The following is a 14,925-nucleotide window of genomic DNA, read 5'->3' on the forward strand; positions in this document are numbered from 1 at the left end:
GCCGGCGCGGATGAGCGGCGGGAGGCTGCCCCGGCTCCCCGTCGCCGGCGACCGGGATCCGTCGCGGGCGCACTGGATGGAGCTGTTCTTCGACCTGGTCTTCGTCGCGCTGGTCGGGCAGCTCGCGCATGGGCTCCACACCGCGCCGTCGTTCGGGGCGCTCGCCGTGTTCGTGGCCCTGTTCGCGTCCGTGTGGTGGTCGTGGGTCAACCTGACCTTCGTCGTGGATGTGTCGCCGCAGCTCAGCGCACGGCGGCTGTCGATCGTCATGCTGATCGCGATGTTCGCTGTCGGGGCGCTCGCGGTCGCGGCGCCGGAGGCCGTCGGCGACCGGGCCTGGCTGTTCGCCACCGGCAACGCGCTGCTGCGGGTACTCCTTCTTGTGGTGTGGATCGGCTTCTCCTGGGCGAACGGGAGGGCCTCCCGGGTCCGCATCCTCGCCTACAACGGCCTGACCGCCGTTCTCTGGCTGGTGTCGATCGCGCTCCCCGCACCCGCGAACTACGTGCTGTGGGCGGTCGCGATCGTCCTGGAGGTCGTGCTGCTGACGGCGACCTCCGGCAGCTGGGCGCAGATCGCCCTCGACCGGCTGAACGTCGAGCACCTGTCCGAGCGGTTCGGGCTGCTCGTCATCATCGTGCTGGGCGAGTCGGTGCTGAGCATCGTGGACGCGGTGTCCGGCGCCTGGACGGTCGCCGCCGGGCTCGTCGGCGTGCTCGGGCTGCTGCTGACCGCGGGGCTCGCGTGGTCGTTCTTCCTGTACGGCGTCGACGTGATGGCGAGCGGGCTGGAGCGGCTGCTGGAGGCCGGCGATGCGCGCACGATCAGGGACACGGTCGCGTTCCTGCCGTTCCTGCTGCTGGCAGGGGTCACGGCGCTGTCCGGCGCGCTCGCCGAGGGGATCGCGCACCCGGGCGAGCCGCTGCCGCCGGCGCTGGCAGTGTCGCTCGGCGGCGGGATCGCGCTGTTCTACCTGACGAACGCGGTCATCGCACGCCGCTACGGCGACCCGTGGCGGGTGGTGCTGCGCTGGGCGACGCCGGCGGTCGGACTGTCCGCGGCGCTCGCGGTCGCGGCGCTGTGGCTGCCGGCCGCGGCCGCCATCGGCTGCGCCGTGGTGATTCTGGGGGTGGTCGTGACGTCGGCGGAGCTCGCTTCGCGCTCGCGGCGGTTGCTCGCGGGTCGGGGTTCTGCGACTATTTACTAGCTGAACGTTCGTTCGGTAATTCGCTTCGAAGGAGCTGCGATGGCGGAGGCCTACCTCGTCGGCGGTGTGCGCACGGCGGTCGGACGCTACGGCGGAGCATTGGCGGGCGTGCGGCCCGACGACCTCGCCGCACTGGTGGTCGCGGAGGCCGTGCGCCGCGCGGGAGTGGACGGCTCTGCGCTCGACGACGTCATGCTCGGCGCCGCGAACCAGGCGGGCGAGGACAACCGGAACGTGGCCCGGATGGCCGCGCTGCTGGCCGGCCTCCCGGACAGCGTTCCCGGCGTCACCGTCAACCGGCTGTGCGCGTCCGGCCTCAGCGCCGTGACCCTCGCCGGTCAGGCGATCCGCGCGGGCGACGCCGACCTGATCGTCGCAGGCGGCGTCGAGTCGATGACGCGGGCGCCCTGGGTGCAGGCCAAGCCGGCGCGGCCGTGGGCCAAGCCGGGCGAGCAGTTCGACACCTCCATCGGCTGGCGCTTCACCAACCCGCGGTTCCTGGAGCGCGACAAGGCCACCTACACGATGCCCGAGACGGCGGAGGAGGTCGCCCGGCTCGACGGGATCACCCGCGAGGACGCCGACGCGTTCGCCCTCCAGAGCCACCGGCGCGCTGCGGCGGCGACGGACGCCGGCTGCTTCTCCGACGAGATCATCCCGGTCGCGACCGCGTCCGGCGAGTTCTCGGCCGACGAGAGCATCCGCCGCGACACCGACGCGTCCGCTCTCGCGGCGTTGCGGCCGGTCGTCGCGGGAGGCAGCGTCGTCACCGCGGGCAACTCCTCTCCCCTCAACGACGGCGCGTCCGCCCTCGTGGTCGCGAGCGGCGACGCCGTCCAGCGCTACGGCCTCACGCCGCGCGCCCGGATCGTCGCCTCGGCGAGCGCCGGCGTCGCGCCCGAGGTGATGGGGCTCGGCCCCGTCCCCGCGACCAACCGCGCGCTGGAGCGCTCCGGGCTGGAGCTCGGCGACATCGGCAGCATCGAACTCAACGAGGCGTTCGCCGCGCAGGCGATCGCCTGCCTGCGCCGGCTCGGCCTGGACGACGAGGACGGCCGGGCGCGGGTCAACGCCGACGGCGGCGCGATCGCGCTCGGCCACGCGCTCGGATCGAGCGGAGCGCGCATTCTGGTGACCCTCCTCGGCCGGATGGAGCGCGAGCAGTCCCGCTACGGCCTGGCGACGATGTGCGTCGGCGTCGGCCAGGGCGCCGCCCTCATCCTGGAGGCGGTGTGATGGCGGAGCCGACGACCCTGCTGATCGCCGAGAGCGCCGACCGCGTGGTCGCGACGCTCAATCGTCCGGAGGTCCGCAACGCGATCGACCAGCGGATGGTGGACGAGTTGCACGCGCTGTGCGAGGACCTGGAGCGCGATCCGCGCATCCTCATCCTCACCGGTTCGGAGGGCGTGTTCGCCTCCGGCGCCGACATCGCCGAGCTGCGGGAGCGCACCGCGGCCGACGCCCGCCGCGCGATCAATGCGACGATCTTCGTCCGCATCGCCGAGCTGCCCATGCCGGTGATCGCCGCGCTCGACGGCTACGCGCTGGGCGGCGGCGCCGAGCTGGCCTACGCGGCGGACTTCCGGCTCGGCACCCCGCGACTGCGGATCGGCAACCCGGAGACCTCGCTCGGGATCATCGCCGCGGCCGGCGCCCTCTGGCGGCTGCCGCAGCTCGTCGGCGAGCCGCTCGCCGCCGAGATCACGATGGCCGGGCGCGTGCTGAACGGCGAGGAGGCGCTGGCCGCCGGGCTCGTGAGCGACCTGTTCGAGCCCGGCGAGCTGCTCGCCGGCGCGCACGCCCTCGCTGACCGGATCGCGAAGAACGACCCGCTGGCGACCCAGTGCACCAAGCGGGTGCTGCGCGCGCCGCTGGGCGACCATCCCCGGGCCGAGCGGGAGGCGCAGGCCGTGCTGTTCGAGTCCCCGGAGAAGCAGCGCCGGATGACGGAGTTCCTGGAGAAGAGGCGACGATGAGCGACCGGAAGAACGGCGTACCCGAGCACGTCGCCATCCCAGAGCAGGTCGCTGTAATCGGCGGCGGCCGGATGGGTGCGGGCATCGCGCACGCGTTCCTGATGGCGGGCGCACACGTGGCCGTCGTCGAGCGCGACGCCGAGTCGGCGTCCTCCGCCCGCGAGCGCGTGGAGGCCGCGATCGACGGCAGCGTGCGCCGCGGCGCGACGGCCCCTGCGCCAGAGCGACTGATCGCCACGACCTCGTGGGACGCGCTGCGCGGCGCCGCCCTCGTCGTGGAGGCCGTACCGGAGCTCCCCGAGCTCAAGCACGACGCGCTCCGCCGCGCCGAGGAGCTCCTGGAGCCCGACGCCGTGCTGGCGAGCAACACCTCCTCGCTGTCCATCGACGGCCTCGCCGGGGTGCTGCGGCGGCCGGGCGGTTTCCTCGGCATGCACTTCTTCAACCCTGTCCCGGCCTCGGCCCTGGTGGAGGTCGTTGCCGGGCAGGCGACCGCGCCGAGCGCCGTCGACCTCGCGACCGGCTGGGTGGAGGCCCTCGGCAAGACGCCGATCGTGGTGCGCGACTCCCCCGGCTTCGCTTCGTCGCGACTCGGCGTGCTGCTCGGGCTGGAGGCCGTGCGGATGGTCGAGGAGGGCGTCGCATCCCCCGAGGCCATCGACACCGCGATGACCCTCGGCTACAAGCATCCGGTCGGGCCGCTCCGGCTCACCGACATCGTCGGGCTGGACGTGCGGCTGGACATCGCGGAGTACCTCGCGAGCGAGCTGGGGCCGCGGTTCGAGCCTCCCGCGCTGCTGCGCCGCATGGTCGCGGACGGCCTGCTCGGCCGCAAGTCCGGCCGCGGGTTCTACGACTGGAGCGGGGACGAGGCGGCGGGCGGCGCACCGCTCACGCGCGCTCCGGGGCGTCCACGATGAGGTTCGTGATGCGCACGGTGCAGAGCCGGTTGCCCTCCTCGTCGGTCAGGACGACCTCGTGCGACGTGACCTTCCTGCCCAGCCGGATCGCCGTCGCGACGCCGGTCACCAAGCCGCTGCGGGCGGACCGGTGGTGCGTCGCGTTGATGTCGAGCCCGACCGCGCTGCGGCCGGGGCCGGCGTGGATCACGGCCGCCCACGAGCCGAGCGCCTCCGCGAACGCCACAGAGGCGCCGCCGTGCAGCAGCCCGAACGACTGGCGGTTGCCCGCCACCGGCATCGTCGCGACGACGCGCTCCGCGGATTGCTCCAGGATGCGCACGCCCATCTTCTCGTCGAGCTCGCCGAGCTCGATCGTCCAGTCTTCATCGGCCACGGCACCAGCCTATGTCCGAACCAGCGGAGCGCCGTCGCTCCAGACCCTCCCGGGAGGAACCGAATCATGAGTCTGCCCAGCTACCTGCGTGACCAGTGGTGGAGCCCCGAATCCGACGAGGGCGCCGCGGAGGTGCGCGACGCCTCCACCGGCGAGCTCGTCGCCCGCGTCAGCGCGGAGGGCGCCGACCTGGCCGGCGCGCTCGAGTACGCGCGCACGGTCGGTCAGGCCTCCCTCGGCCAGCTGACCTTCCACCAGCGCGCGGTCCTGCTCAAGCGGATGGCGCAGGTGCTGACCGAGCGCAAGCAGGAGCTCTACGACCTCTCCGCCCGCGCAGGCGCGACCCGGGCGGACTCCTGGATCGACGTGGACGGCGGCATCGGCACGCTGTTCACCTTCTCGTCGAAGGGCCGCCGCGAGCTCCCGAACGCGCAGGTCGTCGTGGACGGACCGGCGGAGTCGCTGTCGAAGGACGGCTCGTTCCTCGGCCAGCACATCTTCACCCGGCTGCCCGGCGTGGCCGTGCAGATCAACGCGTTCAACTTCCCGGTGTGGGGGCTGCTGGAGAAGTTCGCTCCCTCCTTCCTCGCCGGGATGCCGACCCTCGCGAAGCCCGCGACGCCGACGGCGTACGTCGCGGAGGCGATGGTGCGCATCCTGGTCGAGTCCGGACTGCTGCCCGCCGGCTCGCTCCAGCTCGTCAGCGGCGGCCTGCCCGGGCTGTTCGACCACCTGCGGCTGGGCGACCTGGTGGCCTTCACCGGGTCGGCCTCCACCGCCGAGCGGCTGCGCGCGCACGACTCGGTGCAGACCGGCGGTGTGCGGTTCACGAGCGAGACGGACTCCATCAACGCCTCGGTGCTCGGGCCGGACGCCGTTTCCGGCACGCCCGAGTTCGACGCGTACGTCAAGCAGCTCGTCGTCGAGCTGACCGCCAAGGCCGGTCAGAAGTGCACGGCGATCCGCCGCGCGATCGTCCCGGCCGCGGCCGTCGACGACCTGCTCGCCGCGGTGCGCTCGCGCATCGAGGAGCGGGTCGTGGTCGGCGACCCGCGCGCGGAGGGCGTCACGATGGGGCCGCTCGCCTCGCGCGAGCAGCGCACCGAAGTGCTGCGCCAGGTGGCGAAGCTGGTGGAGGCCGGCGGCGAGCTGGCCATCGGCGGGCTCGACCAGCCGAGCGTCGTGCGCGGCGACGGCAGCCTCGGCGTCGAGCTGGAGGGCGCGTTCGTCGCTCCGATCGTGCTGCGGTTCGCCGACGCGCGAACCCCGGCGGCGCACTCCGTGGAGGCCTTCGGACCGGTCGCGGCCGTGCTGCCCTACGGCTCATCTGCCGAGGCGGCGCAGCTCGTCGCGCTCGGCGGCGGCTCGCTCGTGACCAGCGCGGCCACGCACGACCCCGACTTCGCCCGCGAGCTGGTGATGGCGACCGCGGCGTACAACGGCCGCATCCTGCTGCTCGACCGCGACGACGCGCGCACGTCCACCGGGCACGGCTCGCCGATGCCGCACCTGGTGCACGGCGGCCCCGGCCGCGCGGGCGGCGGCGAGGAGCTGGGCGGCATCCGCGCGGTGCTGCACCACATGCAGCGCACGGCCATCCAGGGCTCGCCCGACCTCCTCACCGCGGTGACCGGCGTGTGGCACGAGGGCGCCGCGGCCGTGACCGACGGCCCGCACCCGTTCCGCAAGTCGCTCGCGACGCTGCGGATCGGCGACCAGGTGCAGTCGGAGTCGCGCCGGGTCACGCTGGACGACATCGAGACGTTCGCGACCTTCACCGGCGACACGTTCTACGCGCACATGGACGAGGAGGCCGCGGCCGCGAACCCGTTCTTCCCGGGCAGGGTCGCGCACGGGTACCTGCTGGTGTCGTGGGCGGCCGGGCTGTTCGTGGACCCGGCGCCGGGCCCCGTGCTGGCCAACTACGGGCTGGAGAACCTGCGGTTCCTGACGCCGGTCTCCCCCGGCGACAGCATCCGGGTGGCGCTGACGGCCAAGCAGATCACGCCGCGCGAGACGGACGAGTACGGCGAGGTGCGCTGGGACGCGCGCATCCTCAACCAGAAGGACGAGCTCGTCGCCTCCTACGACGTCCTCACCCTCGTCTCGAAGGAGTAGCGGCCGCCGAAGGGCACGTCGTTGTCACTTTCGAGCGCGAGAAGTGACAACTACGTGCCCCTCGCGGGTCAGGAACCGTGTCAGGAACGGAGGGCGAGCGCGAGGATGGTGTCGGCGAGCGCGTCCGGCGGGACCGGCCCTGCGGGGTCGTACCACTCGGTGAGCGAGTTGATCATGCCGAACAGCAGGCGGGCGACGACCGCCGGGTCGGCGTCCACGCGCAGCGAGCCCTCGTCGCGCGCCTCCGCCACCAGGTCCGCGACCGCGTGGTCGAAGGCGCGCCGGCGCTGCAGCGCGGCGCGCTCGACCTCGGTGTTGCCGCGCACGCGCAGCAGCAGGGTGACGTACGGGAGGCGGTCTGCCAGCACCAGCACGGCCTCGCGCAGTACCTGGGCCAGCCGGTCGGCGGCGCTCCCGGTGGTCTCCTCGGCCGAGCGCAGCGCGCCCTCCAGGCCGTCGAGCGCCTCATCGAGGGCGAGCGCCAGCAGCTCGTCCTTGGAGGCGACGTGGTGGTAGATCGCCGACTTGGACAGCCCGAGCCGCTCGGCCAGCATCCCGATGGAGGTCGCGTCGTAGCCGTGCTCGTTGAAGGCGGCGACGGCGACCTCGAGGATGCCGCGCTGGTCGTAGCCGGGCCGGCCGCGGCGCAGGGGCAGGGGCTCAGGCTCGGCCGTCCGGGTGTCGGTCACTCAGCAAGTGTGGCACGAACCCACCCGGCTCGCATATACTGAACGAACGATCAGTAAGTATTGATGGGAGAGCTTGGTTCAATGGCGAACACGACGGAAGCCACCACCCCCACGGACGACGACGCCGCCGGCGAGGCGCTGTTCGAGCAGCTCCTCGCCGCCGACTCCCGCATCGAGCCGCGCGACTGGATGCCCGACGCCTACCGGCGCACCCTCATCCGCCAGATGTCGCAACACGCGCACTCCGAGATCATCGGCATGCAGCCGGAGGCCAACTGGATCAGCCGCGCCCCGAGCCTGAAGCGCAAGGCCATCCTGATGGCCAAGGTGCAGGACGAGGCCGGCCACGGTCTCTACCTCTACTCCGCGACGCAGACGCTGGGCATCACGCGCGACGAGATGACCGAGCAGCTCATCAGCGGCGCCGCCAAATACTCCTCGATCTTCAACTACCCCACGCTGAGCTGGGCCGACATCGGCGCGATCGGCTGGCTGGTCGACGGCGCCGCGATCTGCAACCAGGTGCCGCTCTGCCGCTGCTCGTACGCCCCCTACGGCCGCGCGATGGTGCGGATCTGCAAGGAGGAGTCCTTCCACCAGCGCCAGGGCTTCGAGATACTGCTGACGCTCATGCGCGGCACCCCGGAGCAGCAGAAGATGGCGCAGGACGCCGTGAACCGCTGGTACTGGCCGTCGCTGATGATGTTCGGGCCGCCGGATGGTGACTCCCCGAACTCGGCGCGGTCGATGGCGTGGAAGATCAAGCGGTTCTCCAACGACGAGCTGCGCCAGCGCTTCGTCGGCATGCTTGTGCCGCAGGCCGAGGCGCTCGGCGTGACCGTTCCCGACCCCGACCTGCGCTGGAACGACGAGCGCCAGGCGTACGACCTCGGCCCGATCGACTGGAGCGAGCTGCAGCGCGTCATCGCCGGCGACGGCCCGTGCAACGCGCAGCGGCTGCAGCGCCGCCGCGACGCGCACGAGGACGGCGCCTGGGTGCGCGAGGCGGCGGCCGCATACGCAGAGAAGAAGGCTCAGCAGGCTCGGACGCAGGAGGTCGCGGCATGACCGGCGAGAAGACACCGGCCCACGAGGTCTGGCCGCTGTGGGAGGTGTTCGTCCGGGCCTCCCGCGGCCTCAGCCACGTCCACGTCGGCTCGCTGCACGCTCCCGACGAGGAGCTCGCGGTGCGCAACGCCCGCGACCTCTACACCCGGCGCGGCGAGGGCGTCTCGATCTGGGTGGTGCGCTCCGACGCGATCACCACGAGCGACCCGTCCGCCAAGGACGCGTTCTTCACTTCGCCGGAGGGCAAGAACTTCCGGCACGCCACGTACTACACGGAGAGCGAAGGGGTGAAGCACCTGTGACGGACGCGCACACCCACGACCACGACGAGCACGGCCATGTCGAGCTCAGCACCGTGACGCTGTCGGCCGAGTTCGTCGCCGACGAGGCCACGGCCTCCCCCGACGCCGCCGAGTACGCACTCTGGCTCGGCGACGACTCGCTCGTGCTCGCCCAGCGGCTCGGCTGGTGGATCTCCCGCGCACCCGAGCTGGAGGAGGACGTCGCACTCGGGAACATCGCCCTCGACCTGCTCGGTCACTCCCGCGCCCTGCTGCGCTACGCCGGCAGCGCCACCGAGCGGTCGGAGGACGACCTGGCCTACTGGCGCGACGAGCAGGACTTCCGCTCCGCGCACCTCTTCGAGCAGCCGAACGGCGACTTCGCGCACACGATCGTGCGGCAGTTCGCGGCCGCCCACTACCTCTTCGAGCTCTACGAGCGGCTGCGCGCCTCCGAGGACCCGGTGCTCGCGGCCATCGCTGGCAAGGCGGTCAAGGAGGTCGCCTACCACTGCGACCACGCCGACCAGTGGGTGCTGCGCCTGGCGCTCGGCACCGACGAGTCCCGGCGCCGCACGCTGACCGCGTTCGACGATCTGTGGCCGTACGTCGCGGAGCTGTTCCGCGACGAGCCGCTGATGGACCGGCTGGAGGGCATCGCCCCGCGGCCGTCGACGCTGCGCCCGGCGTTCGACGCCGCCGTCGCGCCGATCGTCGCGGAGGCCGAGCTGGAGCTCCCCAGCACCTTCACCGCCGCCGGCGGCGGACGCGAGGGCCGGCACTCCGAGCACCTCGCACCGCTGCTCGCCGAGATGCAGGTGCTCACGCGCTCGCACCCCGGAGCGACCTGGTGACCGGGCACGCGGCAGAAGCCGGCCGGGCCTGGGCGGCCGCCGCCGCCGTGCTCGACCCGGAGGTTCCTGTGCTGAACATCGATGACCTCGGTGTGCTGCGCGAGGTCACCGTGACCGACACCGGGGTGAACGTCGTGCTCACGCCGACCTACTCCGGCTGCCCCGCGATGGACACGATCCGGGAGGACGTCGTGCGCGCCCTCGCCGCCGAGGGCTTCGGCGAGGTGCGGGTGAGCCTCGCGCTCGCCCCGGCCTGGACGACCGACTGGATCAGCGAGCACGGCCGCGCCGCGCTCCGCGACTACGGCATCGCCCCGCCTCCCGGCACCGGCCCCGTCCGTCTCACCCTCGCGATCAAGTGCCCGCACTGCAGCTCGCTGAAGACCAGGGAGGTCTCCCACTTCGGCTCCACGGCGTGCAAGGCGCTCTACGTCTGCGACGAGTGCGGCGAACCGTTCGACCACTTCAAGGCTCTGTGAGGTTCCCCTGATGGCGCGTGCGCGATTCCACACGCTCGCGGTCGCAGAGGTGCGCCCGCTGACCGCCGCGAGCGTCGAGGTGACGTTCGCCGTCCCCGACGACCTGCACGGCGAGTACGACTACCTTCCAGGCCAGCACGTCGCCCTCCGCGCGACGGTCGGCGGCAAGGAGCTGCGGCGCAGCTACTCGATCTGCCGCCCGCCGTCGCCCGGCCGGATCAGCGTCGCGATCAAGCGCGACCTGGGCGGCGCGTTCTCCACCTGGGCGACCAGCGAGCTGCGCACGGGCGACCGGATCGACGTGATGAGCCCGCAGGGCACGTTCACGATCGACCTCGGCGCCCTCGACGGCGTGCACGTTGCCGGCATCGCGGCCGGGTCGGGCATCACGCCGCTGATGGCGCTGGCCTCCAGCGTGCTGGCGGCCTCCGACACCAGCTCGTTCACCCTCGTCTACACGAACCGCACGGCGATCGACGTGATGTTCCTGGAGGAGCTGGCCGACCTCAAGGACCGCTACCCGTCGCGCCTCGCCCTGCACCACGTGCTCTCCCGCGAGCAGCGCTCGGCGCCGCTGCTCTCCGGCCGGATCGACGAGGAGCGGCTGCGCACCATCCTCGACGCGCTGCTGCCGCCGGACACCGTCGACCAGTGGTTCCTGTGCGGCCCGTTCGAGCTGGTGCAGCTCTGCCGCGACGTGCTGGAGACGTACGACGTGCCGCGCTCCAGCGTCCACTTCGAGCTGTTCACGACGGGCGAGCCCGGCGAGGTGCGCGGCGACGTCGGGCACCCGGTGGTCGTGCACGAGGGCGAGAAGACCGCGGAGATCGAGTTCACGCTCGACGGCCAGACCTCCATCGTGACGACGCCGGTGGACGCGAACGAGTCGGTGCTCAACGCGGCGCTGCGGGTGCGGCCGGACGTGCCGTTCGCCTGCACCGGCGGCGTCTGCGGCACCTGCCGCGCGCGGCTGCTCTTCGGCGACGTGCGGATGACCGAGAACTACGCGCTCGAACCGGAGGAGCTGGAGAGGGGCTACGTTCTCACCTGTCAGTCGCATCCGCTGACCGAGAAGGTCGCAGTGGACTATGACGTCTGAGTCGATGAAATCCAAGGAGGCGCTGTGATCGAGCTCACCATCCAGGACGACGTCGCGCACGTCACGCTGAACGCGCCGGAGCGGCTCAACGCGCTCGGGCCCGACGACCTCCGTGCGCTCGACGCCGCCTACGCCGAGGCCGAGGCGGCCGGGGTGCGTGCGCTGGTGCTGCGCGGCGAGGGGCGCTCGTTCTGCGCCGGCCGCGACATCGCCGGCGTCGACCCGGCGACGGACGATGTGACCGGCTACCTCGACGGGCTGGTGACGCCGCTGCTGCGCCGGATGAGCGCCTTCCCGGCGCCGACCTTCGCGGCGGCGCGCGGCGCGGCCCTCGGCGTCGGCCTCGGCCTCCTGGTCGCCACGGACGTCGTGTACGTCGCCGAGGACGCCAAGATCGGCTCGCCGTTCGCCGCCCTGGGCGCCGCGCTCGACTCGGGAGGCCACTGGCTGCTGGTGTCGCGGCTCGGCCCGCACCGCGCGCTCGACCTCATCTACTCCGGGAAGCTGATCTCCGGGGCGGAGGCCGTGGCGGGCGGGCTGTTCAGCCGGGCGCTGCCCGGGGACGACCTCGACACCGCGGTCGAGGCCGCCGCTGCCGCCGCCGCGAACGGCGCGACCCAGGCGTACCTGGCGAGCAAGCGCATCGTCGCCGGCCTGCGCGACGGCGACCTCGACCTCTGGTCGTCTGTCGCGGCGGAGAACGCTGCGCAGGCGGAGCTGCGCAACACGCAGGACTACCACGAGGGCTTCGCCGCCTTCCAGCAGAAGCGCCGCCCGGTCTTCCGCGGCCACTGACTCCATCCGTTCCGGAGTTGTGTACGCAACACGCCGCGGCGAGGCGTACACAACTCCGGAAACGATGGCTGGGCGGGCGTTACGGAATGTGGCGGGGAGCGTGCGTCGGGAACCGAACGCATGCATTGTTGAGCGCATGACCCGGCAGATCCGATTCAACGCTTTCGATATGAACTGTGTGGCCCACCAGTCCTCCGGCATGTGGCGACACCCGGACGACCAGGCCTGGCGGTACAAGGACCTCACTTACTGGACCGAGCTCGCGAAGCTGCTCGAGCGCGGCACCTTCGACGGGATCTTCATCGCCGACGTGCTCGGCACCTACGACGTCTACGGCGGCAGCAACGAGGCCGCCATCCGCCACGGTGCCCAGGTGCCGGTCAACGACCCGCTGCTCCTGGTCTCCGCGATGGCGCTGGTCACCGAGAACCTCGGCTTCGGCGTCACCGCGGGCACCGCCTACGAGCACCCCTACCCGTTCGCGCGCCGGATGTCGACGCTCGACCACCTGACCAACGGACGGGTCGGCTGGAACGTCGTCACCGGCTACCTGCCGTCCGCCGCGCGCAACATGGGCCATGACGACCAGCTCCAGCACGACGACCGGTACGACCACGCCGACGAGTACCTGGAGGTGCTCTACAAGCTGTGGGAGGGCTCCTGGGAGGACGACGCCGTCATCCGCGACCGCGAGTCCGGCGTCTTCACCGACCCGGCGAAGGTGCACGAGATCGGCCACAAGGGCAAGCACTTCACGGTGCCGGGCATCCACCTCTCCGAGCCGAGCCCGCAGCGCACCCCGGTGATCTACCAGGCCGGCGCCTCCAAGCGCGGCATCTCGTTCGCGGCCGAGAACGCCGAGGCGATCTTCGTCGCGGCCTCCACCAAGGAGGGCCTGAAGGAGACGGTCACCAAGCTGCGCGACGCCCTGGAGGCCGCGGGCCGCGACCGCTACTCCGCCCGCATCTACACGCTGCTCACGATCGTGACCGACGAGACCGACGAGAAGGCGCAGGCGAAGTTCGAAGACTTCCTGCAGTACACCGACGACGAGGGCGCGCTGGTCTTCATGTCGGGCTGGATGGGCGTCGACCTCTCCCAGTACGACCTGGACGAGCCGATCGGCAACGTCAAGAGCAACGCCATCCAGTCGGCGGTCGCGAACTTCCAGCGGCCGAACGCCGAGGGCGGCGAGTGGACCGTCCGCGACATCGGCCGCAACGGCGTCATCGGCGGCCTCGGCCCGTTCATCGTGGGCGGCGCGGTCAGCATCGCCGACCAGCTCCAGGAGTGGGTCGAGGAGACCGACGTGGACGGGTTCAACTTGGCCTACGCGATCACGCCGGGCACGTTCGAGGACATCGTGGAGTTCGTCATCCCCGAGCTGCGCAAGCGCGGCGCGTACCCGGAGGCCTACGCCGAAGGCACGCTGCGCAACAAGCTGCACGGCGCGGGCGACCGGCTCCCGGAGGGCCACCGCGGGGCGAAGTACCGGATCGGCGCGAAGGCCGCCTCGGCCTGACGGCCGCCTCGGCAGCACGGGGTAGACGGCCTGGTCTGTCTCCCCGCGGTCTCACGCGCGCCGCACAATGCGCTCACGGCGGGCATGGGCTTCGAAGATGTCCGCCTACGCGGCGCCCGGGCGTGCGGGTAACACGCCCGGCGCCGCGGCCGTCCGGCTGGCGTGTCCTCAGTGCGCGACCCCCGCCGCGTCGCCCAGCAGCCGGTCGACCGCCGAGCGCGGGATAGGGATCCAGCTCGGCCGGTGGCGCGCCTCGTAGGTGATCTCGTAGACCGCCTTGTCAAGCTCGAACGCCGCCAGGAGTCCGGCGAACTCGTCCAGGACGTCCCCGGCCACGCTCGCGTAGCCCTCCAGGTACGCCTTCCTGGCGTCCGCCGCCCACCGGGAGGCGTCGATCGGGTCCTCGCGCCGGGCGAGCGAGCCGGCCACGTAGTCGAAGGAGCGCAGCATCCCGGCCACGTCGCGCATGGTCGCGTCGGGCAGGGCGCGCTCAGCGAGCGGACGCAGCGGCTCGCCCTCGAAGTCGATGAACTGCCAGCCGCGATCGGGCGAGAACAGCACCTGGCCCAGGTGCAGGTCGCCGTGGATGCGCTGCAACACCGGCAGCGGGCCCGTCGCGGCCCCCTCGTAGACCGACGCGATCGCTGCGCGCAGTGTCTCGACCTCCGGGACCTCCGTGGTCGTGATCGTGAGCCGCTGGAACATCCCGTCGAGCGCGATACGCACGTCGTCGGGCTCCGCACGTTTGGTCGGCAGCACGCCCGCGAGCTGGCGGTGCAGCTCGGCCGTGCCTGCACCGAGGGCGAAGGCGCGCTCGGTGAAGTCCTCGCCGGCCTCTGCCGCGCTGACGGCCAGCTCCCAGCCGTCCTCCGCGCCGGGGACGAAGTCCTGCATCAGCGCCAGCTCTCCGGCCGCCGAAGCGCCGTCGGGCGCGGGCCACGATCCGGTCAGCCAGCCGAGCAGCGCGGGCGTCCGCTCCGAGCCGCCCGCGGTCAGCGCGGCGAGCGTGGAGATGTCCGGGTTCTCGCCGTCCTGCACCACACGGAAGACCTTCACGAGCGCGAGCCGGTCGCTCAGCTCGGCGACGATGGAGGTGTTGGACTGCTCCGCCGAGAGCCGCCGCGACGACAGCACGGGGATGCGTTCGCCGAGCGTGTGGCCGCCCGCGCGGGCGTGCTCGCCGTCGGCCGCCCCCGCTCCGGTCATCAGGGACGCGAGCGCCGCGACGTACGCCTCCTCGACCGGCCCGTCGTAGAGGTACCGGCCGCCGGCCTCCCCCACGAACCCGGCGGGGTCACCGTCCCGGCGCACGCGCGCGACCAGCGGCACCTGGTACACGCGGGGCGTGCGGGGCGCGTCGTCGCAGAAGAAATGGGTCACGATCCGGGATCCGTCGTCCGCGCTCTCGGGCGCCCGCTCCAGCTCGAAGGAGCCCAGGAGCCGCAGCTTCGGTTCGAACGCCTTGGTCGAATACCAGCGCTGGCGGCGCATCCACGAGCCCACCAGCTCCGTCAGTTCCGTCATGCTCTGAACCGTAC

15 protein-coding genes are annotated in these 14,925 nt (G+C 72.3%); 12 read left to right on the top strand and 3 right to left on the bottom strand.

Translation table 11 applies throughout. The features are described 5' to 3' along the window. Positions 1–10: 10 nt before the first annotated feature. From ABH923_RS05855 to ABH923_RS05870, 4 genes are read left to right on the top strand one after another with little or no spacing between them, the layout of a single operon-like run. Positions 11–1,207 carry a low temperature requirement protein A gene (locus ABH923_RS05855; protein WP_370054420.1) on the top strand — a complete coding sequence of 399 codons (1,197 nt, stop codon included), beginning with the start codon at positions 11–13 and terminating at the stop codon, positions 1,205–1,207. Between the two features lie 39 nt (positions 1,208–1,246). Then, positions 1,247–2,443, top strand: a complete 1,197-nt coding sequence (locus ABH923_RS05860) for an acetyl-CoA C-acyltransferase (RefSeq protein WP_370054421.1) — start codon at positions 1,247–1,249, stop codon at positions 2,441–2,443. Beyond that, the gene (locus ABH923_RS05865; RefSeq protein WP_370054422.1) at positions 2,443–3,186 is read left to right on the top strand and encodes an enoyl-CoA hydratase/isomerase family protein; all 744 of its coding nucleotides are present in this window, start codon (positions 2,443–2,445) and stop codon (positions 3,184–3,186) included. The genes ABH923_RS05860 and ABH923_RS05865 overlap by 1 nt, the downstream gene beginning before the upstream one ends. Continuing rightward, the gene (locus tag ABH923_RS05870) at positions 3,183–4,106 is read left to right on the top strand and encodes a 3-hydroxyacyl-CoA dehydrogenase family protein (protein ID WP_370054423.1); all 924 of its coding nucleotides are present in this window, start codon (positions 3,183–3,185) and stop codon (positions 4,104–4,106) included. Before ABH923_RS05865 ends, ABH923_RS05870 begins: the two co-directional genes overlap by 4 nt. Here ABH923_RS05870 and ABH923_RS05875 read toward each other — a convergent pair. Continuing rightward, positions 4,078–4,482 carry a PaaI family thioesterase gene (locus ABH923_RS05875; protein WP_370054424.1) on the bottom strand — a complete coding sequence of 135 codons (405 nt, stop codon included), beginning with the start codon at positions 4,480–4,482 and terminating at the stop codon, positions 4,078–4,080. The two genes, ABH923_RS05870 and ABH923_RS05875, sit on opposite strands and share 29 nt — an antisense overlap. Before the next feature lie 66 nt (positions 4,483–4,548). Between ABH923_RS05875 and paaZ the strand changes: the two genes are divergently transcribed. Then, the gene (paaZ, locus tag ABH923_RS05880; RefSeq protein ID WP_370054425.1) at positions 4,549–6,600 is read left to right on the top strand and encodes a phenylacetic acid degradation bifunctional protein PaaZ; all 2,052 of its coding nucleotides are present in this window, start codon (positions 4,549–4,551) and stop codon (positions 6,598–6,600) included. An 80-nt stretch (positions 6,601–6,680) separates the two neighbouring features. Here the strand turns inward: paaZ and ABH923_RS05885 are convergent, their stop codons facing one another. After that, positions 6,681–7,289, bottom strand: a complete 609-nt coding sequence (locus ABH923_RS05885) for a TetR/AcrR family transcriptional regulator (RefSeq protein ID WP_370054426.1) — start codon at positions 7,287–7,289, stop codon at positions 6,681–6,683. An 81-nt stretch (positions 7,290–7,370) separates the two neighbouring features. On the opposite strand from ABH923_RS05885, the gene paaA reads away from it, so the two are divergent. The 7 genes from paaA to ABH923_RS05920 all read left to right on the top strand — a co-directional run bounded on the left by paaA (position 7,371) and on the right by ABH923_RS05920 (position 13,387). Beyond that, positions 7,371–8,357, top strand: coding sequence for a 1,2-phenylacetyl-CoA epoxidase subunit PaaA (gene paaA, locus ABH923_RS05890; protein WP_370054427.1), 987 nt, complete (start codon positions 7,371–7,373; stop codon positions 8,355–8,357). Further along, complete coding sequence (gene paaB / locus ABH923_RS05895) at positions 8,354–8,659, top strand: 1,2-phenylacetyl-CoA epoxidase subunit PaaB (protein ID WP_370054428.1); 306 nt, start codon at positions 8,354–8,356, stop codon at positions 8,657–8,659. Before paaA ends, paaB begins: the two co-directional genes overlap by 4 nt. After that, complete coding sequence (paaC, locus tag ABH923_RS05900; RefSeq protein WP_370054429.1) at positions 8,656–9,492, top strand: 1,2-phenylacetyl-CoA epoxidase subunit PaaC; 837 nt, start codon at positions 8,656–8,658, stop codon at positions 9,490–9,492. Before paaB ends, paaC begins: the two co-directional genes overlap by 4 nt. After that, positions 9,489–9,971, top strand: a complete 483-nt coding sequence (gene paaD / locus ABH923_RS05905; protein ID WP_370054430.1) for a 1,2-phenylacetyl-CoA epoxidase subunit PaaD — start codon at positions 9,489–9,491, stop codon at positions 9,969–9,971. Before paaC ends, paaD begins: the two co-directional genes overlap by 4 nt. Positions 9,972–9,981: 10 nt before the next feature. Then, positions 9,982–11,070 (top strand): 1,2-phenylacetyl-CoA epoxidase subunit PaaE, encoded by a 1,089-nt coding sequence (gene paaE, locus ABH923_RS05910; RefSeq protein WP_370054431.1) that lies wholly within the window; start codon positions 9,982–9,984, stop codon positions 11,068–11,070. A 24-nt stretch (positions 11,071–11,094) separates the two neighbouring features. Continuing rightward, a complete protein-coding gene (locus ABH923_RS05915; RefSeq protein ID WP_370054432.1) occupies positions 11,095–11,865 on the top strand; it encodes an enoyl-CoA hydratase/isomerase family protein in 771 nt (256 codons plus the stop codon). Between the two features lie 136 nt (positions 11,866–12,001). After that, on the top strand, positions 12,002–13,387 hold the full coding sequence (locus tag ABH923_RS05920; protein ID WP_370054433.1) for an LLM class flavin-dependent oxidoreductase: 1,386 nt from the start codon (positions 12,002–12,004) through the stop codon (positions 13,385–13,387). Positions 13,388–13,555: 168 nt separating this feature from the next. Here ABH923_RS05920 and ABH923_RS05925 read toward each other — a convergent pair whose 3' ends face one another. Further along, positions 13,556–14,911, bottom strand: a complete 1,356-nt coding sequence (locus ABH923_RS05925) for a hypothetical protein (protein WP_370054434.1) — start codon at positions 14,909–14,911, stop codon at positions 13,556–13,558. Positions 14,912–14,925 lie beyond the last annotated feature (14 nt).

It is taken from the genome of Leifsonia sp. EB41 (assembly GCF_041262565.1).
GTDB lineage: Bacteria > Actinomycetota > Actinomycetes > Actinomycetales > Microbacteriaceae > Leifsonia.